This is a genomic window from Acidovorax sp. LjRoot204, from assembly GCF_056175785.1.
Window position 1 is genome coordinate 17,167 of the sequence record NZ_JBGFFF010000027.1, and the last position, 22,693, is coordinate 39,859.

23 protein-coding genes and 1 riboswitch are annotated in these 22,693 nt (G+C 63.5%); of the genes, 5 read left to right on the forward strand and 18 right to left on the reverse strand.

Annotated features, from left to right (window positions below):
- Window positions 1–59: 59 nt before the first annotated feature.
- A riboswitch (cobalamin riboswitch) is annotated at window positions 60–298 on the reverse strand.
- A 157-nt stretch (window positions 299–455) separates the two neighbouring features.
- From AC04MI_RS07680 to AC04MI_RS07690, 3 genes are all read left to right on the forward strand, one after another.
- Complete coding sequence (locus tag AC04MI_RS07680; RefSeq protein WP_015014799.1) at window positions 456–680, forward strand: hypothetical protein; 225 nt, start codon at window positions 456–458, stop codon at window positions 678–680.
- Window positions 677–1,048: a cell division protein ZapA gene (locus tag AC04MI_RS07685; protein ID WP_056064363.1), complete on the forward strand. Its 372-nt coding sequence runs from the start codon at window positions 677–679 to the stop codon at window positions 1,046–1,048. Before AC04MI_RS07680 ends, AC04MI_RS07685 begins: the two co-directional genes overlap by 4 nt.
- A 392-nt stretch (window positions 1,049–1,440) precedes the next feature.
- Window positions 1,441–2,256, forward strand: a complete 816-nt coding sequence (locus tag AC04MI_RS07690) for a sulfite exporter TauE/SafE family protein (RefSeq protein WP_056747157.1) — start codon at window positions 1,441–1,443, stop codon at window positions 2,254–2,256.
- A gap of 68 nt (window positions 2,257–2,324) precedes the next feature.
- Here the strand turns inward: AC04MI_RS07690 and AC04MI_RS07695 are convergent, their stop codons facing one another.
- The 4 genes from AC04MI_RS07695 to hemN all read right to left on the reverse strand — a co-directional run bounded on the left by AC04MI_RS07695 (window position 2,325) and on the right by hemN (window position 8,405).
- A complete protein-coding gene (locus AC04MI_RS07695) occupies window positions 2,325–4,769 on the reverse strand; it encodes a putative bifunctional diguanylate cyclase/phosphodiesterase (RefSeq protein WP_436079073.1) in 2,445 nt (814 codons plus the stop codon).
- Entirely contained in the window at window positions 4,766–6,088 is a 1,323-nt protein-coding gene (locus tag AC04MI_RS07700; protein WP_476497514.1) for an HD-GYP domain-containing protein, read from the reverse strand. Before AC04MI_RS07700 ends, AC04MI_RS07695 begins: the two co-directional genes overlap by 4 nt.
- Window positions 6,089–6,291: 203 nt before the next feature.
- Window positions 6,292–7,017 (reverse strand): sulfite exporter TauE/SafE family protein, encoded by a 726-nt coding sequence (locus tag AC04MI_RS07705; protein ID WP_146871361.1) that lies wholly within the window; start codon window positions 7,015–7,017, stop codon window positions 6,292–6,294.
- Window positions 7,018–7,022: 5 nt separating this feature from the next.
- A complete protein-coding gene (gene hemN, locus AC04MI_RS07710) occupies window positions 7,023–8,405 on the reverse strand; it encodes an oxygen-independent coproporphyrinogen III oxidase (protein WP_099730651.1) in 1,383 nt (460 codons plus the stop codon).
- A gap of 189 nt (window positions 8,406–8,594) precedes the next feature.
- Here hemN and fnr point away from each other — a divergent pair, with 189 nt between their 5' ends.
- On the forward strand, window positions 8,595–9,317 hold the full coding sequence (fnr, locus tag AC04MI_RS07715; protein WP_015014806.1) for a fumarate/nitrate reduction transcriptional regulator Fnr: 723 nt from the start codon (window positions 8,595–8,597) through the stop codon (window positions 9,315–9,317).
- A 110-nt stretch (window positions 9,318–9,427) separates the two neighbouring features.
- Here fnr and AC04MI_RS07720 read toward each other — a convergent pair whose 3' ends face one another.
- The 9 genes from AC04MI_RS07720 to AC04MI_RS07760 all read right to left on the reverse strand — a co-directional run bounded on the left by AC04MI_RS07720 (window position 9,428) and on the right by AC04MI_RS07760 (window position 17,541).
- The gene (locus tag AC04MI_RS07720; RefSeq protein ID WP_056064380.1) at window positions 9,428–9,721 is read right to left on the reverse strand and encodes a hypothetical protein; all 294 of its coding nucleotides are present in this window, start codon (window positions 9,719–9,721) and stop codon (window positions 9,428–9,430) included.
- Window positions 9,722–9,778: 57 nt separating this feature from the next.
- Window positions 9,779–10,057 carry a FixH family protein gene (locus tag AC04MI_RS07725; RefSeq protein ID WP_056064383.1) on the reverse strand — a complete coding sequence of 93 codons (279 nt, stop codon included), beginning with the start codon at window positions 10,055–10,057 and terminating at the stop codon, window positions 9,779–9,781.
- Between the two features lie 64 nt (window positions 10,058–10,121).
- On the reverse strand, window positions 10,122–11,567 hold the full coding sequence (gene ccoG, locus AC04MI_RS07730) for a cytochrome c oxidase accessory protein CcoG (protein WP_099730652.1): 1,446 nt from the start codon (window positions 11,565–11,567) through the stop codon (window positions 10,122–10,124).
- An 81-nt stretch (window positions 11,568–11,648) separates the two neighbouring features.
- Window positions 11,649–12,563 carry a cytochrome-c oxidase, cbb3-type subunit III gene (ccoP, locus tag AC04MI_RS07735; RefSeq protein WP_436079075.1) on the reverse strand — a complete coding sequence of 305 codons (915 nt, stop codon included), beginning with the start codon at window positions 12,561–12,563 and terminating at the stop codon, window positions 11,649–11,651.
- A gap of 24 nt (window positions 12,564–12,587) precedes the next feature.
- Window positions 12,588–12,725: a CcoQ/FixQ family Cbb3-type cytochrome c oxidase assembly chaperone gene (locus tag AC04MI_RS07740; RefSeq protein ID WP_015014811.1), complete on the reverse strand. Its 138-nt coding sequence runs from the start codon at window positions 12,723–12,725 to the stop codon at window positions 12,588–12,590.
- Window positions 12,726–12,741: 16 nt separating this feature from the next.
- Window positions 12,742–13,374, reverse strand: a complete 633-nt coding sequence (gene ccoO / locus AC04MI_RS07745; protein WP_056747154.1) for a cytochrome-c oxidase, cbb3-type subunit II — start codon at window positions 13,372–13,374, stop codon at window positions 12,742–12,744.
- A gap of 18 nt (window positions 13,375–13,392) precedes the next feature.
- On the reverse strand, window positions 13,393–14,832 hold the full coding sequence (ccoN, locus tag AC04MI_RS07750; RefSeq protein WP_476497516.1) for a cytochrome-c oxidase, cbb3-type subunit I: 1,440 nt from the start codon (window positions 14,830–14,832) through the stop codon (window positions 13,393–13,395).
- 64 nt (window positions 14,833–14,896) lie between these two features.
- Entirely contained in the window at window positions 14,897–15,034 is a 138-nt protein-coding gene (gene ccoS, locus AC04MI_RS07755) for a cbb3-type cytochrome oxidase assembly protein CcoS (protein WP_010460651.1), read from the reverse strand.
- On the reverse strand, window positions 15,034–17,541 hold the full coding sequence (locus AC04MI_RS07760; protein WP_436079213.1) for a heavy metal translocating P-type ATPase: 2,508 nt from the start codon (window positions 17,539–17,541) through the stop codon (window positions 15,034–15,036). Before AC04MI_RS07760 ends, ccoS begins: the two co-directional genes overlap by 1 nt.
- 108 nt (window positions 17,542–17,649) lie before the next feature.
- On the opposite strand from AC04MI_RS07760, the gene AC04MI_RS07765 reads away from it, so the two are divergent.
- Window positions 17,650–18,093 (forward strand): universal stress protein, encoded by a 444-nt coding sequence (locus AC04MI_RS07765; RefSeq protein ID WP_056747152.1) that lies wholly within the window; start codon window positions 17,650–17,652, stop codon window positions 18,091–18,093.
- Between the two features lie 122 nt (window positions 18,094–18,215).
- Here AC04MI_RS07765 and AC04MI_RS07770 read toward each other — a convergent pair whose 3' ends face one another.
- The 5 genes from AC04MI_RS07770 to AC04MI_RS07790 form a co-directional block, all read right to left on the reverse strand.
- Window positions 18,216–18,929 (reverse strand): ABC transporter ATP-binding protein, encoded by a 714-nt coding sequence (locus AC04MI_RS07770; protein ID WP_436079076.1) that lies wholly within the window; start codon window positions 18,927–18,929, stop codon window positions 18,216–18,218.
- Window positions 18,926–19,696, reverse strand: a complete 771-nt coding sequence (locus tag AC04MI_RS07775; RefSeq protein ID WP_436079077.1) for an ABC transporter ATP-binding protein — start codon at window positions 19,694–19,696, stop codon at window positions 18,926–18,928. Before AC04MI_RS07775 ends, AC04MI_RS07770 begins: the two co-directional genes overlap by 4 nt.
- The gene (locus AC04MI_RS07780; protein ID WP_099655863.1) at window positions 19,693–20,574 is read right to left on the reverse strand and encodes a branched-chain amino acid ABC transporter permease; all 882 of its coding nucleotides are present in this window, start codon (window positions 20,572–20,574) and stop codon (window positions 19,693–19,695) included. Before AC04MI_RS07780 ends, AC04MI_RS07775 begins: the two co-directional genes overlap by 4 nt.
- 12 nt (window positions 20,575–20,586) lie before the next feature.
- Entirely contained in the window at window positions 20,587–21,462 is an 876-nt protein-coding gene (locus AC04MI_RS07785; protein WP_057223312.1) for a branched-chain amino acid ABC transporter permease, read from the reverse strand.
- Window positions 21,463–21,554: 92 nt separating this feature from the next.
- On the reverse strand, window positions 21,555–22,693 hold a 1,139-nt coding region (locus AC04MI_RS07790; protein WP_476497518.1), incomplete at its 5' end, for an ABC transporter substrate-binding protein.

The window sequence follows — 22,693 nt, forward strand, 5'->3', positions numbered from 1 at the left end:
CGGGCCGGCCTCCCGCCAGCATGTGGGTGATACAGCCGCGCAGCGCCAAAAAAAGGGCGCACGCAGCCACCGTGTTGGCCGGTATCCGGGCTGGCGGAACACCCCCCCAATGCCTTCCCAGGCGCTTGTTCAAGGCGCCCAGTGGCTTATGGATGGAGAGAGAATCAGGTGATTCGTCCGCTGACCGTTGCGGGGGCAGCGCAGGCTGGGCGGGTACCGGTGGTACGGCGCCTCCCTGCTTCCCGTTGAACTGCGGCATGTGAACCACACCGCGAGCACCAACGTTGGGATTTTACGACCGTTTACAAGCTGCTCCCAGAGCGCCAGATCAAGCGGGCAACTACGCATGGCACCCACGCGGCCGACAATGCACTTGTATCTGTTGCGCATTGCACACCACCGCAGCTTGGGGCCAGGGACCGCTCGGTGTCACACCGCCTACAATCCAAGGCTGTATGGCAATACCGTCCCCCACCGACCAGATCGCCGAGCGCGTGGAGCGCCTGCTGCTGCGACATGCGGAGTTGCAGCGCACCAATGCCCTGCTGGCTGATCAAGTTGCGGCACTGACGCAGGAGCGCGACTCGCTCAAATCCCGCTTGAGCGCAGCACGCGCCCGGGTGGATGCGCTGCTCGAACGCCTGCCCGCCGCCGCGCCGCTCACGAAAGAAGCCGAATGAAGCAAATCGAGGTGCAGATCCTGCAGCAAAGCTATCTGCTGACCTGCCCCGAGGGCCACGAAAGCCGCCTGCTGGACGCCGTGGAGCGCGTGGACACCGCGATGACGCGCATCCGCGATGCGGGCAAGGTCCGGGCGCGGGAACGTATCGCCGTACTGGCCGCGCTGAACCTGGCCTTCGAGATCGCCGACCGCGAAGCCGCAGACCTTGCGGCTGCAGCACAGCCCGTGGCAAGTCCATCTGCCAGTGCCAGCGCTCCCGTGGTGGGGCACCAGGAAAGCCTGCTGCCGGATACCGACCAGCAGCGCCTGCAAAGCTTGGTACAGCGTCTGGACGACGCTCTGGGCGACGACGGACGCCTTCTCTAGTCCTTGGTGTGCTGAGGCACACCGCTCCTCTTGCCCGTCCGTCACAGCCGCTTGCGGGCTTTACATCACCCCGAGCGCGCAGCGCCCGCTGGCAGCACCTACAATTGGCGTGTCTGCGAAGCTGTCGGGCTTTATATTTCCTTGAACCAATGCTCATTGAGCTCGGGCTTGGTACATCGTCCGGTGAGCGTGATCATCTCGCGTCAGATGAACCCAACGCCAGGCTGCCCTCGCCCACCTGAACCCCCGGTTCAGGATGAGAGTTCGGTGGTATTCGCAGACACCCTCTTCCCCATGCCCTGTCATTGCAAGCACCTGCTGCTGCGTCTGTGACAGGGCATTTTCGCGGCTCTCCGCGTGCTCTGTTGTCCTTTGTTGCCTGATATCCCGCCATGCTCGATCCCTTGCTGATTGTTGAACTCGGTGTGCTCGGCCTGGCCACAGGCTTTCTGGCGGGACTCTTGGGCATTGGAGGGGGCATGCTGCTGGTGCCGTTCCTGACCTACATCCTGGGCGCTCGTCAGGTGGCGCCTGACTTGGCGGTGAAGATGGCGATTGCCACCTCCATGGCCACCATCATGTTCACCTCCATCTCCAGCGTGCGTGCCCATCACCGGCGCGGCGCCGTGCGTTGGGACATCGTCCAGCGACTCGCGCCCGGCATTGTGCTGGGTGGTTTCATCGCCAGCCTGGGTGTGTTTGCACTGCTCAAGGGCTCGTTTTTGGCGATTTTCTTCGCGCTGTTTGTGAGCTTTTCTGCCACGCAGATGTTTCTGGACAAGAAGCCTGCGCCCACGCGCCAGATGCCGGGTGGCGCAGGCCAGGTGGCGGCAGGCGGCGTGATCGGCTTTCTGTCGGGTCTCGTCGGCGCGGGTGGCGGCTTTGTCAGCGTGCCCTTCATGACCTGGTGCAATGTGCCCATCCACAACGCGGTGGCCACCAGCGCCGCTCTGGGTTTTCCCATCGCGCTGGCCAACGTGATCGGCTACGCCATTGGCGGACAGAACGTGAGCGGCTTGCCACCGGCATCGCTGGGCTATATCTGGCTGCCGGCACTGGGAGTGATTGCCAGCTGCAGCGTGCTGACGGCCCCGCTGGGAGCCAAGGCGGCGCACAATCTTCCCGTCAAGCAGCTCAAGCGCGTGTTTGCCTCGTTGCTGTTTGGCCTGGCGGCTTACATGCTGTGGAAGGGCGTTTCGGCCGTATAAGGCCGACACAGAGGCGGACTCTCGGCCGTCTGCCGAGCCGCAGCCTCCAGTCGCTGAGCGCTGGAGCTTCAGGTGCTCAGCGGTCGGTGACGCCCCCGGGCCTTCAGCGGCAGGGGTTGGCTCAGCATGGCGCGGAACTGGTCTGCCGGCAGCCCCGGTGCACACAAAAAGCCCTGGTAGTGCTCGCACTGCATTTGCTGCAGCACCGCCTGCTGGGTTTCAGTCTCCACCCCTTCGGCCACCACTTCGATGTGCATGGCGCGACCCATGCTGATGATGGCGCTGACAATCGCACGGTCGCCATCGTCGTCGGGCAGGCCGCGCACAAAGGACTGGTCGATCTTCAGCTTGTGAATGGGTAGTTTCTTGAGATAGGCCAGGCTCGAATAGCCGGTGCCGAAATCGTCGATCGCCAGGCCAATGCCCAGGTCGGCCAGCACGCGCAGGCGCTGCTCCATCTCCTGTGCGTCCTGCAGCAGGATGGTTTCTGTCAGTTCCAGCTCCAGCAACGTCGGTGGCAGCTGATGCACCGCCAGCAAGCGCGTGATGCGATCCACAAAATCGGGCTGGCGAAACTCCAGCGCAGACACGTTCACGGAAATCATGATCGGCGTGCCGCTGTGCATCCACAGGGCGGCCTCGCGCACCGCTTGCTCCATCACCCAGGCGCCCAGCGTCACGATGTAACCCGACTCTTCGGCCAACGGGATGAACACTGCGGGCGACACGGCGCCGAACTCTGCATCCGTCCAGCGCAACAGCGCCTCGGCGCCGGTGATGCGCCCGGTCGCCATGTTGACCTGAGGCTGGTAGTGCACAGCCATGCGCTGCAGACCCAGCGCCTGGCGCATCGCATGTTCCATCTGCATGCGCGCGAGCAGGTTGGCGTTCATCTGCGGCTGGTAGAAGCCATAACTGCCGCGCCCCCGCTCCTTGACGCGGTACATCGCGGTGTCGGACTGCTTGATAAGGTCGTCCAGCGTAGCGCCATCCTGCGGGTACAGCGCAATACCGATGCTGCACTGGATCGAAAAGCCCATGCTGTCGAGCATGAAGGGCTTGAGCATGTCGTCCAGAATCCGGCGCGCCACGCTCTCCGCAACGGATGCGTCGCCACCGTGCAGATAGATGACAAATTCATCCCCCCCCAGGCGGCACAGCATGTCGGTTTGCCGCAAACAGGTCTGCAGACGCTCGGCCACCAGTTGCAGCACCCGGTCCCCAAAGGGGTGCCCCAGGGAGTCATTGATGATCTTGAATCGGTCCATGTCCAAAAACAGGATCGCAAAGCCGGTGTCGCTCTGGCGTGCTCCCTGGATGGCGGTATCCACGCGCTGAGACAGCAGCAGGCGGTTGGGCAGACCGGTGAGGGCATCGCTGTAGGCCAGCTCTTCGATTCGCTTTTGTGCGGCGTGCTGCAGTGTGAGGTCGCGCATGAAGCCAATGCTTTGCACCAGCCGCCCTTCATCATCCCGCAGGGCCACCCAGGACAACTGGACAGCACAATACGCACCGTTGTCACGGGGCAGCCACAACTCGCCTTCCCAGAAGCCATCCTGCGCCCAGCCCTGCAGGACCTGCTCCATGAACGAAGCATCCGAGCCACCGCCAAAGAGCGAGGCCGCCACACAGCCTTCAAATCCCTTGGCCGTGGGCCCCACGAGCCGCTCACACCCCGGGTTCATGCGCATGATGCGGTGCTGGCTGTCTGCGATGAAGATCGCATCCAGACTGGACTCGAACACGCGAGCAGCCAGGCGAAGGCTGGCCTGGATCTCGGTCTGGCGGGTGATGTCCCGGAACGAATACACCCGGCCCACCGCACGGCCCTGGCTGAACTGCGGCACCGTGCGCATCTCCAGCACCACACCATTGCGCAACTCAACAATGTCGGTGCTCTCCTGCATGGGCTCGCGGTCAATGGCTGCCAGGCGCTCGGCATAGAAACGAGGGTCCGACACCTGGTCCGCCATGAAGGCGTACACCGCCGAATCGTCGCGCTCGACCAGCAACTGGCGCGGCAGGCTCCACAGCTGGGCCAGACGCTGGTTGAATGCACGCACACGGCGATCCAGCCCACACACCAGCATGCCATCGGCGGCAGAGTCCAGCGTGGCACGCAGCTCGGACAACAGTGTCTCCAGCTCGCGTTCGGTGGTCTCCTGGAGGCTGCGGTCCAGCATGGTCAGCAGCAGCACCGAGCTCCCCCCCTCACCCCATGGCACCCGCCGGACACAACGCTGCACCGGCACCAGGCTGCCATCAGCACGCAGCAAACTGGTGTGGGCAGGAACGCCCTGCGCAATTACATCAACCGGCTCAGACCAGAACGCCAGCTCCTGGGGCGTGCTGGCCAAGTCCAGCACAGACCGCCCTCGCATGGCGGCGGCAGACAACCCGGTGAGGCGCTCGGCGCATGCGTTGACTTGCAGGATGTGTTGGCTGGCCTCGTCCAGGAGCCACACGGCCTCCTGCAGGCCATCCAGCCACCCGAGCGATTGGAGATCGTTCACGCCGCAGCCTCGTCAGGGCCGGGACTGACCGCTCGCTCAAAAAAGTAACAGATCCGCTGCCGGGGAGACAGGTAGTCCAGCGCGTCACGCGGCAGTTGTGCAGGCTTGAGGCTGCGCCGTATGCCCAGTTCAGGGACAGTTTCCAGATCCAGGATCGGCGCCTCTTCCTTGGGCACCCGTGGGTCGTGCACGATGACCTTGGGCCGCAACGGCCGCGACGAGTTGACCGAGGCCACGATGGCATACCGGTCATTGACCAATTGCACGATAGAACCGGGCGGGTAGACCCCCATCATGCGAATGAAAGCCCCCAGAACCACCGAATCAAAACGGGCCTTGAGCTGGGCAAAGATGACAGACAGCGCCTCATGGGGCGTCAGCGCCGTTACTCCCATGGCCGGGTTGCACATCCGGTCGTATTGATTGACCAGTGCCAGGACCTGGCTCATGCGCCCCAGGTCAGGCCCCTTCAAGCGTTGGGGAAACCCGCTGCCGTCACACATCTCGTGGTGCCGGGCCACTGCCGTCAGCACCGCATCGGCAAACCCCATGCGTTTGGCCAAGGCCACGGATTCCACCACGTGGGTCTCGTAGCGCGTGCGCTCCATGGGGATCATGGAGGGCGTAGGCTGACGCAGATTGGGCGGCAGCTTGAGCTTGCCGATGTCATGGATCAACGCGGCCACACCCAGATCGTGCAGCTCCTCGCTTTTCATGCCCAGGGACCGACCCAGCAGCAGCGATATCACCATCACATTGATCGGATGCAATCCGTTGCGCTCGCCCACCCCCTCGGACAGCAGCCGAATGACGGAGTCGCCGTTTTCCAGCAGTTCGGTAACACACCCCGAAACCAGTGCCTCCCCCTTGGCCCTGGCCTGGTCCGGGTGCTCTGACACCGTGCGCTCCATGGACTGGTACTGCCGCGTGGCTTCCGAGAAACGCTGGTTGCAGGCAGCCAAGGCCCGGTTTTGCGCTTCCAGCAGCTCGCGGCGACGCTGTGCCTCGGGGTCAACGACAGTGGTCGTGCCAGGCCCGGGCGCATCCAGGCCGTTGGGCGGCGGCACTGTCATTTCAGGCACGCTCCAGGCGGCCGGCACCAGCTCCTGGAGTTCAGGATCGCTCTTCTTGGGGACGTAACGCACCTCGGTCAGTCCCAGCTCCCGCAAGGTGGTGATCTGCTCCGACGACGCCACCCGAAAACTGCTGGTCGGGAACGGATGATGCATCCAGCCCACGTCGAGCTGGATGTACATGCCGACACGCAGTTGGCTGATGTCGATGAGGATGGATGAGTTCACGTCAGGCGCACGATACATGGCGACATCAATGCCACCAATAGTTGCGCAGATTATCACCAGTTCCAGTGACGTGGCGAAGAACCGGCAGGCCGCGCAGCGATCCGGCAACACTTGACTGAAAGCGGGCCTGGCTGGACCACCCCAGTCCCGGCGACAAAGGCATCGCCCACCTTCCAGCCGCGGGGCGACTGGGGTGATGTGGACGGATCAGCGCCGCGCGCTCAGCGGCACCAGAGCGACGGCTTGTAAATGAGATCCATCCACAGTGCCCAGGCAGCTACCGCGCACAGCATGGCGCCTGCGGCCCTCGTACCCCACTGCGCCCGCGCGAGATTCAGGCGGTTGCGAAGGCTGCTCCAAGCCCAGGGGCCGCCCACCAGCCACACCCCACTGCCCACGGCAAACAGCGCCATGGTGAGGGCCCCCTCCAGCGCCCCCCCGCTGAGCGCCGCGACCAACAGGGCCGAATAGAGCAGTCCACAAGGCATCAGGGCCCACAGGACCCCGGCCGCCATCACTCCGCCCGGAGCCCCGACCAGCGGACGAACACGCGCCCACACGGAGCGGCCCGCCTGCTCCACCCAGGCAGGCTGCCGAGACTGCACCATCATCATGAGCCCCCAGGCCATCACCGCCACATGCATGAGTGTCCAGGCGGGGCGCAGCGCGCTGGTCTGCTGGGTCAGCCATGCCAGACTGTCCATGGCCAAGGCCGCCAGTGCACCTGCGCTGGCATACCCCACCAGGCGCCCTGCGTGAAAGGCCATTGTGCGCTGCAGCGCACCGCCACGCGGCGCCCAGCGCACCTCCTGCTCCGCGCCACCGTCCGCCTGTGCTGCGCCGCCCTGCCGCACCAATGCTCCGCAGGGCGCGGAACACATGGCCAAGCAATGGGACCCGCCGGCGAGTCCCATGAGCAAAGCGGTCCAGCCAACAGTGGCAAGCATAGGTGTCAGATGATGCGCGAAAATCGGGCGCGGTTGCGGTCTGCCTGCAGATAACGGTCAAAAACCATGGCGATACCGCGCACGAAGAACCACCCGGTGGCGGTCACTTCAATGCCCTCCGGACCCACCCGTACCAACCCCTGCTCCTGCATACCCTCCAGCTGCGCCAACTCTGCTGCGAAGTACTGGCGGAAATCGATCAACCACGCCTGCTCCATCGGCTCGAACAGCAGCTCGCCCTGGCACATCAGGGCCATGATGGCCGCGCGGCGCACCAGGTCGTCGCGGGTCAGGGCCAGCCCGCGGACCACAGGCAGCCGCCCCTGGTCCAGGAAGTCGTAGTACTCGTCCAGCGTCTTGGAGTTCTGGCTGTAAGTCGCCCCTACCCGGCCGATGGCCGATACGCCCAGCCCAATCAGGTCGCAGTCTGGCTGCGTGCTGTAGCCCTGGAAGTTGCGGTGCAAGCGTCCCTGGCGCTTGGCCACAGCCAGTGCGTCGGTAGGCAGAGCAAAGTGGTCCATGCCCACATAGACATACCCAGCGTCCATGAACGCATCGAGTGAGCGCGAGAGCATGGACAGCTTGCTCGCGCCCGTGGGCAATTCGGCGGAGATGATGCGACGCTGTGGCTTGAAACGCTCCGGCAAGTGTGCATAGGCATACAACGCAATGCGGTCAGGCCGCAGCTGCGCCACCTGCGCCAGCGTGCGGTCAAAAGACTCTGGCGTCTGGCGCGGCAGGCCGTAGATCAGGTCCACGTTCACCGAATCAAAGCCCAGCGAGCGGGCGGACTCCACCAGCGCAAAAACCTGCTCTGCAGGCTGAATGCGGTGCACGGCCTTTTGCACTTCGGCATCAAAGTCCTGCACGCCAAAACTCAGGCGGTTAAAACCCAATTCAGCCAGGAGCGCCAGACGCTCGGAGTTGACCGTGCGCGGATCCACTTCGATCGAGTATTCGCCCCCGGGCGCCAGCGTGAAGCTGCGCTTGAGCATGGCCATCAGCTCCCGCAAGCCCGCATCTGAGAGGAAGGTGGGCGTGCCACCGCCCAGGTGCAATTGACTCACCACCTGTCCTACGCCACAGTGCGCGGTGTGCAGGTCGATCTCGCGGCTCAGGTAGCGCAAGTAGACCTCGGCGCGGTCATGGTGTTTGGTGATGATCTTGTTGCAGGCGCAGTAGTAGCACAGGGATTCGCAAAACGGGATGTGCACGTACAGGGACAGCGGCATGGTCTTGGCCAGCGTGCCCGAACGGCGCTGTTGCAGCGCCAGCACATAATCTTCCTGACCGAAGGCCTCCACAAATCGGTCGGCCGTTGGATAGGACGTATAACGGGGCCCTGGCACGTCAAAGCGGCGCAGAAGATCTGGCGAAACAGCAGTCATGGGGAAATTTCCTTGCGTACACCTTGACTGTGCCGTAGGCTCCGGGACATGTCCTTGACCTGCATCAAGTGAACCAACAAGGGATACGGCGACAATTTGATGAAGGTCAGCCGCTCGCCCGCGCCCTGTATTCAGGTTCGTGTACGGCAAGCACGATATGCTCGACCAACAACCCAAGTCCATGTGCCTATGAACCCGCTCACCATCAAAGTCGCCTGCTCCAACTGCAACCTCCGCGAGCTGTGCATGCCCGTGGGCTTGAACGAAGAGCAGCTCCAGCGCATTGACGAGGTGGTTGCCGTCCGTCGCAAAGTCAAACGCGGAGGCACGCTGTTTCGCAATGGCGAGTCCTTCACGTCCCTGTATGCCATCCGCACCGGGTTCTTCAAGACCTGCGTGGCCACAGAAGACGGTCGCGACCAGGTCACGGGCTTTCAGATGGCGGGCGAGATCATCGGGCTCGACGGCATCGTCAATGACCACCATACCTGTGATGCGGTGGCACTTGAAGATGCTGAAGTGTGTGTCATGCCTTTCGACCGCATTGAAGAGCTGTCACGCGAAGTCACAGCCCTGCAGCACCACGTGCACAAGATCATGAGTCGCGAGATCGTGCGCGAGCACGGCGTGATGTTGCTGCTGGGCAGCATGCGTGCCGAGGAACGCCTGGCTGCCTTTTTGCTAAACTTGGTGCAGCGCCTGCATGCACGGGGCTTCTCGCAGTCGGAACTGGTGTTGCGCATGACGCGCGAAGAAATCGGCAGCTACCTCGGCCTCAAACTCGAAACGGTCAGCCGGACCTTCTCCAAGTTTGTGGAAGAAGGGATCGTGGAAGTCAAACAGCGCCATGTGCGCATTCTCGACACCGATGCCCTGCGACGCATTGTGAACAGCCAGCAGACCTGCCACTGACGACACTGACACTGAACCACTTCCACGCAGAGGGTCGGTTCAGCACAAAGTACAACCATCTCTTGCGAAACGGCATGCATTGCATGCCCAGACAAGCAAGCGAAAAGGGCTCAGGGGCAGGACGATGTCTTGCGGCAATCGTCGGGGCGCTCCCCATCGGGCACCGGGCACCGGTTGACCTCGAACGGAGACATGGACAGCAGTGTCGTCAATGCGCTCGTGGCCATGGTGATGGCCCAAAACACAAAAAATGCGAGGGTGTACACCCCTTGCCGTGACAGCGCCAGGGGCTGGCCGAACCAGTGCAGGTCCTGGGGGTCCACCATGGCAAAAACCAGCATCTCCAGCACGCCCGCCATCAAGAAGGCGGGCCATGCAATCCACATCAGGCGTTGCGTCCACATATCGGTTCTGTCTCCTGGTGCTGCCTGGGGTCGCTGGGGACAGCGACCGGAGGGTTGTCAGCGTGGTTGGTCTTGCACGGGGGTGGCCGCATGGTTGCGGGCCTTGAGTGCCGGTGCCAGGCTTTTCTCCGGTGCCACCAAGGTCTTATTGATCTCAATGCCCTGGCGGTAGTAATCCTCGGCCACCACCGGGTCAGGCCGAGAAATCGCCAGCCACAGCGTCACAAAGCCAGCCACGATCACGATGGCAGGCCCGGCAATCACCAGCCACACATGGCCGAACTTCCACCAGGGCACGGGAACTGCCGGTGTAGCGATGGCAGGGTTTGAAGACATGGTGCTCTACTCCTCAACAATATCGGTCAAAGTGCGACCCTGAAAGGCCCCACCGGGATGCCGCTCAACGCGGCACAAGAAACACGGATTTTTCCGTCACGTGGGCAGCTGCCCCTACGGCCTGCACGTCAAACTGAACCGCATGCGAGCCCGACGTGGCGGAACCGTACGGAATCTGCAAACGCACGGCCACCCAGCGCGACTCTGCTGCGCCAATATCCACTTCGGCCTCGGAGGCCACCTCCAGCCCCTCCAGTCCACGCGCGCTGATGCGGTAGCGCTGTTCGCCCTCCGTGGCRTTCATGATCTGCAGCCGGTAAATATTCTCCAGTTTGCCCCCCGCCACAATGCGCGAGAGCGCGGCCCGGTCACGCACGACATCCACCTTCAGCGGCGTGCGCACCACCAGGCTGGCCAGCATGGCAACGCACAGTGCTACCAGCACGGCGGTGTAGATCAGCACACGGGGACGCAACACGCGACGCAGCATCTGGGACTGCGTCCAGCGCTTGGCCACGCCGTTCTGGGTGGAATAGCGGATCAGACCACGCGGGTACTGCATCTTGTCCATTACGGTATTGCAGGCGTCCACACACAACCCGCAACCAATGCACTCATATTGCAAGCCCTTGCGGATATCGATGCCCACCGGACAGACCTGCACACACAGCGAGCAGTCAATGCAGTCGCCAAGTCCCTGGGCCTTGTAGTCAATGTTCTTCTTGCGCGGGCCGCGCTGCTCGCCACGCTCAGGGTCGTAGGTGACGATGAGCGTGTCTTTATCAAACATTGCGCTCTGAAAGCGCGCATAGGGGCACATGTACTTGCAGACCTGCTCGCGCATGAAGCCTGCGTTGCCGTAGGTGGCAAAACCGTAGAACAGCACCCAGAAAATCTGCCAACCGCCTTCAAACGCCAGCAGCTCGCTGCCCAGTTCGCGGATGGGCACGAAGTACCCTACGAAAGTGAACCCAGTCCACAGGGCCACGGTGATCCACACCACCTGCTTGAGAAACTTTTTGCGGATCTTCTCGAACGTCCAGGGGCCGTTGTCCAGACGGAGGCGGGCACTGCGATCGCCTTCGATCTTGTGCTCGATCCACATGAACATTTCGGTGTACACCGTCTGCGGACAGGCAAAGCCACACCAAAGGCGCCCTGCCACGGCGGTGAAGAGGAACAGCGACAGCGCCGAAATGATCAGAAGGCCGGTGAGATAGATGAAATCCTGCGGATAGAGCACCAGGCCAAAGATGTAGAACCTGCGAGCCCCCAGATCAAACAGCACCATCTGGCGCTGGCCCCATTCAAACCACGGTAGCCCGTAAAACACCAGCTGCGTCAAAAGCACCATGCCCCAACGCCAGCGCGCAAACAATCCGCTGATCGAGCGCGGGTATATCTTCTTTTGCGCTTCGTACAGCGAGATGATCTCGCCCGCAGAGGACGCATCGGCGGCGACTGGCGTAATCGGGATGACCTTGCGAGCAGGCTCGCTGGGTGTGCTCATGGTGTCGCTTTATGAACGGAGGACATGCTTACTCTGAAAAGAAAACCCGGGCAGTGCCTCAAGCACCGCCCGGTGGACATATCAACGTGCAGCCACCTGCTTGTTCGACAGGCTCCACACATAGGCAGAGAGTACGCCGATCTGCGCCTCGGTCAACTTCTCGGCCTGTGCAGGCATCTGGTTGACCTTTCCGTTGTTGATCATGGCCGTGATGGCAGCCTCGCCCCAGCCATGCAGCCAGATATCGTCGGTCAGATTGGGTGCACCCAGTGCCTGGTTGCCCTTGCCATCCATGCCGTGGCAGGCCGCGCAAGCCGCAAATTTGGACTTGCCCAGCGATGCACGCAGCGAGTCGTGSGGGCTACCCGACAGGCTCAACACGTAATGCGACAGATTGCGCACGTCTTCTGGGGTGCCCACGGCCGCTGCCATGGGAGGCATGTTGCCGATGCGGCCCTTCTCCAGTGTCTCGCGGATCTTTTCGGGTGTGCCGCCATGCAGCCAGTCGTTGTCCGTCAGGTTCGGGAAGCCCTTGCTGCCGCGTGCATCCGAGCCGTGGCACTGCGCGCAGTTGTTCATGAACAAGCGCTCACCAATGGCATGGGCCTGCGGGTCCTTGGCCACGTCTTCGGGCTTCATGGATACAAAGCGGGCATACAGGGGCTCCAGCTCCGTCTTGGCCTTGGCCATTTCGGCTTCGTACTCCCCCTTTTGCGTCCAGTTGAGCTTGCCGGTAAAGCTGCCCAGACCTGGGTAGGCAGCCAGGTAGCCCAGGCCAAAGACGATGGTGATGACGAACAGCCACACCCACCAGCGCGGCAGGGGGTTGTTCATTTCAACCAGGTCCTCGTCCCAGACGTGGCCGGTGGTGTTGTCGGAGGTGGCAACCACCTTCTTGCGGCCTGCCATCCAAAGCAGGATGCCGCAGGCGATGATGCCGACCAGGGTCAGCGTGGTCACAAAGACCGACCAGAAATTGCTGGTGAAGTCACTCATGGGGTGTTCTCGTTCTGGTGAAGGTCAATCTGTCTCGAAAGGCAGCTGGGCTGCCTCGTCGAACCGGGCCTTGTTGCGGCCTCGGTAGGCCCAGACCCAGATGCCAATGAAGCAGGCCATCGATGCCAGGGTGGCGACGATGCGCATGGTGGTGATGTCCATGGGATATCTCCTTTGCTTACTTGAGCGCACGGCCCATGACTTGCAGGTAGGCGATGAGCGCGTCCTGCTCCGTCTTGCCCTTGACCTCGCCCGCCGCAGCAGTGATCTGCTCGTCGGTGTAAGGCACGCCTACGGTGCGCAGGGCCTTCATGCGGGGAGCCATCACTGCAGGGTCCACCTGGTTCTTTTCGAGCCAGGGGTACGCGGGCATGTTGGACTCGGGCACCACATCGCGGGGGTTGTTCAGGTGGATGCGATGCCATTCGTCGCTGTACTTGCCACCCACGCGGTGCAGGTCAGGCCCCGTGCGCTTGCTGCCCCACTGGAAGGGATGGTCATACACAAACTCGCCCGCCACCGAGTAGTGCCCGTAGCGCAGCGTCTCGGCGCGGAAGGGGCGGATCATCTGCGAATGGCAGTTGTAGCAACCCTCGCGGATGTAGATGTCGCGGCCCGCCAGCTGCAGGGCGTTGTAGGGCTCCACGCCCTTGACCGCCTCGGTCGTGGACTTCTGGAAGAACAGGGGCACGATCTCGACCAGACCACCAATGGCGATCACAATCAGGATGAGCACGATCATCAGAAAGTTGTTGGTCTCCACCTTTTCATGGGAGAAACCGGTCGAAGCAGATGTGTTGTTGTTGGACATGAATGATCTCCTTCGGACTCAAGCGTGGGCCGCGTTCACAGCAGGAATGGCCACCTTGACCGAACGGCCCGAGATGGCAGTCAGCCACACGTTCCAGGCCATGACCAGCATGCCGCCCAGGTACAGCAAGCCACCCGCCACACGGATCACATAGAAGGGATAGGTGGCCTTCACACTTTCCACGAAGGTGTAGGTCAGGGTGCCGTCGGGGTTGACCGCGCGCCACATCAGGCCCTGCATCACGCCGGCAATCCACATCGCTGCGATGTACAGCACGATGCCGATGGTGGCCATCCAGAAGTGCAGCTCGATCGCTTTGACAGAGTGCATCTTGTCCTTGCCGAACAGGCGTGGCACCAGGTAGTACAGCGAACCCATCGAGATCAGACCCACCCAGCCCAGGGCGCCGGAGTGCACGTGGCCRATGGTCCAGTCGGTGTAGTGGSTCAGGGCRTTGACSGTCTTGATSGACATCATCGGRCCYTCGAASGTSGACATGCCGTAGAACGACAGCGMCACGATCAGGAAGCGCAGGATSGGGTCGKYRCGCAGCTTGTGCCAKGCGCCCGASAGSGTCATGAYGCCGTTGATCATGCCGCCCCAGCTSGGSGCRAGCAGGATSAGCGAGAACACCATGCCCASCGAYTGCGTCCAGTCMGGCAGCGCSGTGTAGTGCAGGTGGTGTGGGCCCGCCCACATGTACGTGAAGATCAGCGCCCAGAAGTGGACGATCGACAGGCGGTAGCTGTACACCGGACGGCCCGCCTGCTTGGGGATGAAGTAGTACATCATGCCCAGGAAGCCMGYGGTSAGGAAGAAGCCCACTGCATTGTGGCCGTACCACCATTGCACCATGGCGTCCTGCACRCCGGCATAGGCCGAGTAGCTCTTCATCATGCCCGCAGGGATGGCTGCGCTGTTCACCAGGTGCAGCAGAGCCACGGCCAGGATGAAGGCACCAAAGAACCAGTTGGCCACATAGATGTGCTTGACCTTGCGGGTGCCAATGGTTCCGAAGAACACGATGGCATAGGACACCCAGACCAGCGTGATCAGGATGTCAATGGGCCATTCAAGTTCAGCGTATTCCTTGCCTTGGGTGTACCCCATGGGCAGGCTGACGACCGCTGCCGCAATGACCAGCACCCAGCCCCAAAAGGTGAATGCAGCCAGTGGGCCGGCAAAAAGCCGGACCTGGCAGGTGCGCTGCACCACGTAGTAGCTGGTAGCAAACAGCGCGCTGCCGCCAAAACCAAAGATCACCGCATTGGTGTGCAAAGGTCGCAAGCGGCCATAACTCAGCCACGGAATGCCAAAGTTGAGTTCTGGCCAGGCCAACTGGGCGGCGATGATGACGCCCACCAGCATGCCGACCACCCCCACCACCACGGCCAGGATAGAGAACTGCCGCACTACCGTATCGTTGTAGTGCGCAGCATTTGTTTTTGGAAAATCCATCGGGCACCTCTTTGTATTGCAGTAAGAGTTTGTTGCAGTCGCGGCTATCGGGCATTGACACAAGTCAACCGTCTCGGAGAATGCGCTCCCCCTCTTGTTCGACGCTCTCGAACTGGCCGTGGTACACGGCCCACCACAGGCCTCCCAGAATCAGGAGCACCAGCATCACGGACAGAGGAATCAGCAAATAAAGGATGTCCATCAGACAAGCTCCAGCGGGTTCTTGGAAAGATCAAGGGGCGGCTGCGGCGCGCTGCCAGCCAGGGGGTCGGGTCGTGCAGGCAACGCCACCGTGGGCAATGGCGCACTGTGCGAGCCAGGCAAGGAAGGCAGGTCGCGCGCCAGGCGCGCTGCGTTGAGCACCACCAGCAGCGAACTCAGCGCCATGCCCAGCCCGGCCAGCCAAGCAGGCATCCAGCCCAGCACCGCCAGCGGCACACACAGCGCGTTGTAGGCCGCAGCCCACCACAGGTTCTGGCGCACCACGCGCAGGGTGCGGCGTGCCAGCAGCACCGTTTGCGGCACCAGCAACAGGCTGTCGCCCAGTACCACAAAGTCTGCCCGGGACTGCGCCAGTGGCACTGCGCGGCCGAAGGCAAAAGAGACATGGGCCCCCGCAAGCACCGGGCCGTCATTGAGGCCATCGCCCACCATGGCCACGTGGTGTCCTTGCGACTGCAGTGCCTGCAGCGCGGCCAGCTTGCCCTGCGGAGTGCACTCGCCCTGGGCCTGGGCAATGCCCGCCTGCGCGGCCACCCGCTGCACTGCACCCCGGCGGTCACCCGACAGCAATTGCACGGCCACACCGTCCTGCTGCAAGGCGTGCACCACGGCGGAGGCCTCGGCCCGCAGGTCTTCCACCAGATCAAAGCGGGCCAGTTCGCACAAGGCTCCATCTGCCGATTGCTCAGAGAGCACGACCTGCAGCGCAGCACCGCCTGCATCGTTGGCAACGCCCGCATGGCGGGCAGAGCCCAGGCGGATCGTGCGAGCAACTGCTGCCCCGGTGGTGTCCTCCACGGTAGCAGTCAGCCCCTGCCCTGCATCCTCTTGCAGACCCATCACCTGCCAACGCCCCAACGGCAGCTGCTGTGCAGAAGCCGCCGCAGCCAAGGCCCGCGAAGCCGGGTGCATGGACTGGCGCGCGAGCGCTGCGGCCAAGTCCAGCGCCTCTTCTGCGCTGCAACTGCCCGCAGGATGCACCGCTTGCAGCGCCATGCCGTCGCGGGTCAGCGTACCGGTCTTGTCAAACACCATGGTGTCCACCTGGGCCAACGCCTCCAGCCCCTGCAGATTGCGCACCAGCACGCCGTGGCGCGCCAGCGTGCCTGCCGCCGTGAGCATGGCCACCGGGGTGGCCAGTGACAACGCGCACGGGCAGGTGACGATGAGCACGGCCACCGCCACCATCAGCGCATGCCCGGGGTCCGACGGCCACCAGTAGGCAGCCGCCAGCGCCGCCGCCAGCAACACGGCGACCAGGAAAGGCCGCGCGATGCGGTCCGCCAGCTGCGCCAGCCGTGGCTTTTGCAGCGATGCGCTCTCCATCAGTGCCACGATCTGCGCAAAGCGGGTTTGCCCACCTGTGCCTTCCACCAGCACCTCGACCGGCGCCTGCAGGTTGTAGCTGCCCGCCGTCACGGTGCTGCCGACAGGGCGTGCAACGGGTGTGGATTCGCCCGTCAGCAGAGCCTCATCGGCGTGGGTGCTGCCTGCTGTGATGCGGCCGTCGGCAGGAAACGCCTCGCCGGGCAGCACACGGATGGTGTCCCCCACCACAATGCGCCGCGTGGCCACGCGGGTGAAGCTGCCATCCGCCGCGCGCCGCTCCACACTGTCGGGCAGGCGGTTCATCACGGCCTCCAGCGCACCCGCCGTGCGATCCCGCAGGCGCAGCTCCAGCCAGCGGCCGGTGAGCAGGAAGAACACGAACATGGTCAAGGAGTCGTAGTACACCTCCTTGCCAAAGATACCTGCAGGGTCAAAAGTGCCAGCGGTGCTGACCACGAACGTGATGGCCATGCCCAACGCCACGGGCAGGTCCATGCTGACGCGGCGCAGGCGAATGTCGCGCAGCGCGCTGGTAAAAAATGGACCGCAGGAAAAGACCACCATGGGCAGCGTGATGACCCAGGAGGCCCAGCGCAACAGTTGCTCCATCTCGCCCGACAGGTCGCCCGGCTGTGCCACGTAGGCGGGCCACGCATACATCATCACCTGCATCATGCAAAAGCCCGCCACCAGCCAGCGCCACAGCGCACGGCGGCTCTCGCGCAGGCGCTGGTCGCGCGCAAACGCATCCATGGCGGGCATGGCACGGTAACCCGCGTGGCGCACGGCCTCCATCCACTGCGACGGCAATACCCGGCCAGGCTGCCACACCACGCGCGCCCGGCGCGTAGCGGCGCTCACATCGGCTTGCAACACGCCGGGCACGGCCCGCAGGGCGTCTTCGATCGTGAGGGCACAGGCCGCGCAGTGCATGCCCTCCAGCACCACATGGGAGTCCCATGCGGTGGCTGCACCGTCGGCCGTTGCAGGGTCGGTGGCGCCACCTGGCAAGGGGCTACCGGCAGGGGTGCAGGGTCGGCCGAACGCCAGCCATTCCTGGGGGTCATCCAGCAGCTCTACCCGCTGCGGCGGCAACGGATCTGCCACGCTGTCAGAAGGATGCACCGCAGAAGAAGCCGGCGCACCGGGTTGAAACATGGACATGGTTCAAGCCTATCTGTGGGGCATGACAACTACATTGACCTGGATCAAGCCCCGGAACATGATTCATCCTAAGCTTGTTCCATCACTTTGAGGAGCCCTTTTATGTACAAACGCATCCTGATCGCCACAGACGGATCCCCTCTGTCGGACAAAGCGGTGGAACATGGCCTGTCCCTGGCCGCACTGACCGGCGCCACCGTGGTCGCCCTCAAGGTGGTGCCCCGCTACCCCCGCAGCTACTTTGAAGGCGGCATGCCGGTGGACATGAACGACGTCAAACGCATCGAAGCCCAGTGGGGCGATGCCGCACAGGCCATGGTCGATGGCGTGAAAGCCCAGGGCGGCGCGCAAGGCGTGACCGTGAAGGCTGTGGTCGCCAAGTCCGACCTGGTGGCCGAAGCCGTGATTGCAGCCGCCAAGAAGCACAAGTGCGACCTGATCGTGATGGCATCGCACGGCCGCAAGGGCCTCAAGCGCCTGCTGTTGGGCAGCGAAACGCAGCATGTGCTGACGCATTCGCACATCCCTGTGCTGGTGCTTCGCTAAGCATCAAAACAGCCGCTAGCGCTAGTAAAACATGCGCTAGTAGCTATTGAATATATAGCAAAACACCGAGCAGGCGTGCAGCCTCCTCGGTGTTCTTCATTCAGGGCTGGGTGCCCTGTGGCTCAGTGGTTGCCCAGGTAAAGCTGCGCCATGCGCTCATCGGCCAGCAGCCCGTGTGCGGGGCCCTGCAACACGCACCGCCCCTGGTCCAGGATGTAGCCCTGCTGGCTGATCTGCAGCGCCTGGCGCGCGCGCTGCTCCACCATCAGCACCGCCACGCCCGCTGCGGGCAGCTTTTGCACCATGTCAAACACCTTGCCGACCAGCGAGGGTGCCAGCGCTGCCGTGGGTTCGTCCAGCACCATGATGCGGGGCGAAGGCATGAGGGCCCGCGCAAAGGCGAGCTGCTGGCGCTCGCCGCCCGAGAGGTTGCTGGCGGGCTGAGGCAAACGTTCCACCAGCGCCGGAAAGTCGGCCAGCACCTCGTCCATGCGGCGCTTGATGTTTGCCACGCCGCGCACCACCAACAGGTTCTCGCGCACGGTGAGCGACGGGAACACATTGGCCACCTGCGGCACGTAGGCCAGCCCTGCGTCAAAGCGGTCTTCGGCCGACAAGGCCGTGATTTCGCGCCCACCCAGGTGGATGGTACCCGCCACCCGTGGCAACAGGCCCAGCAGCGCCTTCACCAACGTGGATTTGCCCGCACCGTTGGTGCCCGCAATGGTCACGATCTCGCCCGGCGCCACGGCCAGATCAATGCCGTGGATGATGTCCACCTCGGAATACCCGCCGCGCAATTGCGCGATCTGCAGCAAGTTGTCTGCGCCGCTCATACCACCCCTCCCATGTAGGCTTCCTGCACACGCGGGTCGTCCAGCACCGTGTGCGGGTCGCCCTCGGCCAGGATGGAGCCCCGGTCCATCACGATCATGCGGTTGGACAGCGATTTGAGTGCCTGCAGGTGGTGCTCGATCACGATGAACGCGATGCCCCGCCCGTTCAGCTCGCGCACGCGGTCACAGATCTCTTCGATCAGCACCGGGTTCACCCCGGCAAACGGCTCGTCCAGCAAGATGCAGCGCGGGTCCAGCATCAGCACCCGGCCCAACTCCACCAGCTTCTTCTGCCCGCCCGACAAGCCCCCCGCCTTCACATCGCGCACCCGCGCCAGGTTCAAAAACTGGAGGATGCGGTCCGCCTTGGCAGACAACTGCGCCTCGTGTTCGCGCAGGCTGCGCGTCTGGAAGAAGGCATTCACCAGCCGCTCCCCTTGCGGGTTGGCGGCAGCCGCCATCAGGTTCTCGTGCACCGTGAGGCTCTTGAACTCGCGCGGAATCTGGAACGTGCGCACCAGCCCCAGCCGCGCGCGGCGGTAGGGGGGCATACGGGTGATGTCCTGCCCCTCAAACTCGATCTGCCCTGCATCCGCTGGCTGCTGCCCGGCAATGGCGGCAAACAGTGTGCTTTTGCCCGCACCGTTGGTGCCTGCAATGCCCAGAATCTCACCTGCGTTCAATTGCAGCGACACACCGTCCACCGCCTTGAAGCCCCCGAATTGCCGCGTGACGGCCTCCACCTTCAGCATCGTTGTTGCGGTCATTGGTTTTTGCCTCCAAACAGGCCGTTGGGCTTGTACAGGGTGACCAGAATCAGCGCCAGGCCCACCGCAGCCAAACGCAGGCTGGCCATGCCAACTTCTGACACGCCCGGCACCCAGTCCTTGGCAAAGCGCGAGCCCTCCAGAAACACCATGAGCAGCAGCGAGCCAAACACCGCGCCGCGCACCGTGCCCGAGCCGCCCATCACCAGTCCCATCCACACATAAAACGTGATGAGCGGGATGAACTGCTCTGGCGTGATGAAGGTGATGAAGTGCGCGTAGAACGCCCCCGCTACACCCGCCAGCGCCGCCCCCAGCATGAACACCTGCACCTTGAACCAGGCAGGGTCCTTGCCCAGGGCCGACAACGCGGGCTCATCGTCGCCAATGGCCTTAAGCAGCCGCCCAAACGGGCTGGCCGCCAGGCGCACTGTGCCCCAGGCCACCACAGCAACCACCGCCAGCAGCGTGGCAAAAATTGCCATGTCCGACACACCGCTGCCCCAGGACGCAAACAGCTTGGGCAAGCCGGGCAAGCCCTGCACGCCCTTGGTCAGCCAGCTTTCTTGCTGGATGGAGATGCGCACCGCCTCCGAAAAGCCCAGTGTCACGATGGCCAGGTAGTCATCGCGCAGGCGCAGCGACAGCAGGCCAATGGGCAGCGCCAGCAAGCCAGAGAGCACAGCCGCGGCCACAAAACACAGCACCAGCGGCACGCCTTGCAGCGCCAGCAGGCCCGAGGTGTAGGCGCCCACGGCAAAGAACGCCACGACGCCAAAATTGACCAGCCGGGTCAGGCCGAACTGCAGGTTCAGGCCCAGCGCCAGCAGGCAATAGATAAGCGCAACGATGCCAATGGCACACAGGTAAGCAATCATCGGTCGAACTCCTTACCGCACCAGTTGCACGCGGCCCATGATGCCCGCCGGGCGCACCAGCAGCACCAGGGCCAACACCACAAACGACAGCACCAGCTTGTACGACGGCCCCATCAGTGGCACCGCCAGCTCTTGCGCCACACACAGCAGCAGCGCACCCAGCACCGCGCCCACCGGGCTACCAATGCCGCCCAGCACCATGGCGGCAAACGCGGGGATCAGGCTCTCCCACCCCATCTCGGGGCTGACCACGGCCTTCATGCCCAGCAGTACGCCGCCCAGCGAGGACAAGGCACCTACCAGCAACCAGAGGCTCAGCATCAACCCATTGGCACGGATGCCGCTGGCCCGCGCCAGGTCCGCACTGTCGGCCACGGCGCGCAGCTGGCGGCCAAAGCTGGTGCGGTAGATCAGCACAAACACCACCAGCAGGCAAACGGCGGCCACCGCCGCAATGGCCAGGTCGGTGGGCAACACGCGAATACCGCCAAAGTTCCAGGCGCGCACCAGGGGCAGGTCAAACGTGCGCTGGTCATGCCCGGCAAAAAAACCGATCAGGCTGCGCAGCAAAAACCCGAGGCCAATGGCCGCAAGCATGGACGACACCATGGGCCGCCCGGCCAGCTTGCGAAAGATCAGCGTGTACGAGCCCGCCGACACCACGGCCGTGACCACCATGCTGATGAGCGCCGCCGCCCACAGCGGCCAGCCACCCAGCAGCTGCACCGCCACGGCAGCGTAGGCGCCGGTGGTGAGCATGTCGCCCGTGGCTGCGTTGGGAAAGCGGTTGACACCCATCACCAGGGTCATGGCCAGGGCGGGCAGTGCCACCACCAGGCCTTCGATCAATCCGTTGATCAGCAGGTTTACAAAGTCGATCCAGGTCATTGCGTCATTCCGTCATCCCGTGCACATCTGCGCTGTGCGCCGCAAAAAAATGCCCGGGGCCTGCACCTGGCAGGCGCACCGGGCGCGGTCCATCACATCGTGATGGACACCAYGTCGCGCCGCACCAGCTGGCCCTTTTCGATGATGAACACGCCAAAGTCCGGCGTCACATCGCCCGCCTTGTCAAAGTCCAGCTTGCTCGATGCGCCTTCGTAGTTCACCTTGGCTTTTTTGGCCAGTTGCGCCTTGCCTTCGGCAAAGGTGAACACGGCCGTGCCGGGGGCGTTGGAGACATCGCGCATCTTGGCGTTGATCTGCTCTACCGTGGCCTTGGGGCCAGCGGCCTCCATGGCCAGCGCCAGCGAGATCACCATGTCGTACGCCATGGCGGCGTAGATGTTGGTGGACGCGGCCTTGCCCGTGGCCTTGGTGAAGGCGGCATCAAACTGGGCGTAGGAGGCGCTCTTTTCGTTGGACACCGTGTCCACCGAAATGATGCCTTCACACACCTCTGCGCCCAGGGCCTTCACTAGGTCGGGGTTGGCCGCCCAGCCGGGGATGATCCACTTGGTGTCGGCACCGGACTGGAACCACTCGCGCAGGATGATGGTGGTGTCGGGCAGGTACGAGCCCATCACGATCACATCGGGCTTGGCGGCCAGGATCTTCTGCAGCTCGCTGCGGTAGCTGGGGCGGCTGGGTTCGTAAGTGACATGGGCCGCCACCTTGCCGCCGCGTTTCTCCCAGGCCTTCGTGAAGCCTTCCACGTTGCCCAGGCCGGATGCGTTGTTGAACGCCATGGTGGCCGGGCGCTTGAAGCCGCGCTTGGTGCAGATCTCGGCAAAGGCCGCGCCAAAGCGGTCGTTGGTGGCCTGAAAGCGCCACACCAGGTCCTTGGTGTCCAGCGTGGAAATGGCGGGCGCACCCGACACGTTCATCTGGATGATGCCTGCCGCGTCGGTCAGCGGCATCACCGCCAGCGTCACGCCCGAGGCCCAGGTGCCCAGCACCGCCTGCACCTTGTTCACCTCGATCAGCTTCTTGGCGGCCAGCACGGCCGCGTCGGGCTTGGTCTGGTCATCTTCGGTGAAGAGTTCAAGCTTGCGCCCACCCGCGCCGCCCGCGGCATTGACCTCGTCCACGGCCAGACGAATGGCCTGCTGCATGCCCGGGCCGTAGGGGCTGCCTGCGCCGGTGATGGGCGTGAGCGAGCCAATGCGGAACACCTCAC

Bases quoted from the DNA above. Each gene is read 5' to 3' on its own strand.
- AC04MI_RS07680 (WP_015014799.1), top strand. From the start codon at position 456: ATGGCAATACCGTCCCCCACCGACCAGATCGCCGAGCGCGTGGAGCGC.
- AC04MI_RS07785 (WP_057223312.1), bottom strand. From the start codon at position 21,462: ATGACCTGGATCGACTTTGTAAACCTGCTGATCAACGGATTGATCGAA.
- AC04MI_RS07740 (WP_015014811.1), bottom strand. From the start codon at position 12,725: ATGGACATCACCACCATGCGCATCGTCGCCACCCTGGCATCGATGGCC.
- AC04MI_RS07725 (WP_056064383.1), bottom strand. From the start codon at position 10,057: ATGTCTTCAAACCCTGCCATCGCTACACCGGCAGTTCCCGTGCCCTGG.
- AC04MI_RS07770 (WP_436079076.1), bottom strand. From the start codon at position 18,929: ATGAGCGGCGCAGACAACTTGCTGCAGATCGCGCAATTGCGCGGCGGG.
- hemN (WP_099730651.1), bottom strand. From the start codon at position 8,405: ATGACTGCTGTTTCGCCAGATCTTCTGCGCCGCTTTGACGTGCCAGGG.
- AC04MI_RS07685 (WP_056064363.1), top strand. From the start codon at position 677: ATGAAGCAAATCGAGGTGCAGATCCTGCAGCAAAGCTATCTGCTGACC.
- AC04MI_RS07700 (WP_476497514.1), bottom strand. From the start codon at position 6,088: ATGTATCGTGCGCCTGACGTGAACTCATCCATCCTCATCGACATCAGC.
- AC04MI_RS07765 (WP_056747152.1), top strand. From the start codon at position 17,650: ATGTACAAACGCATCCTGATCGCCACAGACGGATCCCCTCTGTCGGAC.
- AC04MI_RS07780 (WP_099655863.1), bottom strand. From the start codon at position 20,574: ATGATTGCTTACCTGTGTGCCATTGGCATCGTTGCGCTTATCTATTGC.
- AC04MI_RS07775 (WP_436079077.1), bottom strand. From the start codon at position 19,696: ATGACCGCAACAACGATGCTGAAGGTGGAGGCCGTCACGCGGCAATTC.
- ccoO (WP_056747154.1), bottom strand. From the start codon at position 13,374: ATGTCCAACAACAACACATCTGCTTCGACCGGTTTCTCCCATGAAAAG.
- AC04MI_RS07690 (WP_056747157.1), top strand. From the start codon at position 1,441: ATGCTCGATCCCTTGCTGATTGTTGAACTCGGTGTGCTCGGCCTGGCC.
- AC04MI_RS07720 (WP_056064380.1), bottom strand. From the start codon at position 9,721: ATGTGGACGCAACGCCTGATGTGGATTGCATGGCCCGCCTTCTTGATG.
- AC04MI_RS07760 (WP_436079213.1), bottom strand. From the start codon at position 17,541: ATGTTTCAACCCGGTGCGCCGGCTTCTTCTGCGGTGCATCCTTCTGAC.
- ccoS (WP_010460651.1), bottom strand. From the start codon at position 15,034: ATGGACATCCTTTATTTGCTGATTCCTCTGTCCGTGATGCTGGTGCTC.
- fnr (WP_015014806.1), top strand. From the start codon at position 8,595: ATGAACCCGCTCACCATCAAAGTCGCCTGCTCCAACTGCAACCTCCGC.
- AC04MI_RS07705 (WP_146871361.1), bottom strand. From the start codon at position 7,017: ATGCTTGCCACTGTTGGCTGGACCGCTTTGCTCATGGGACTCGCCGGC.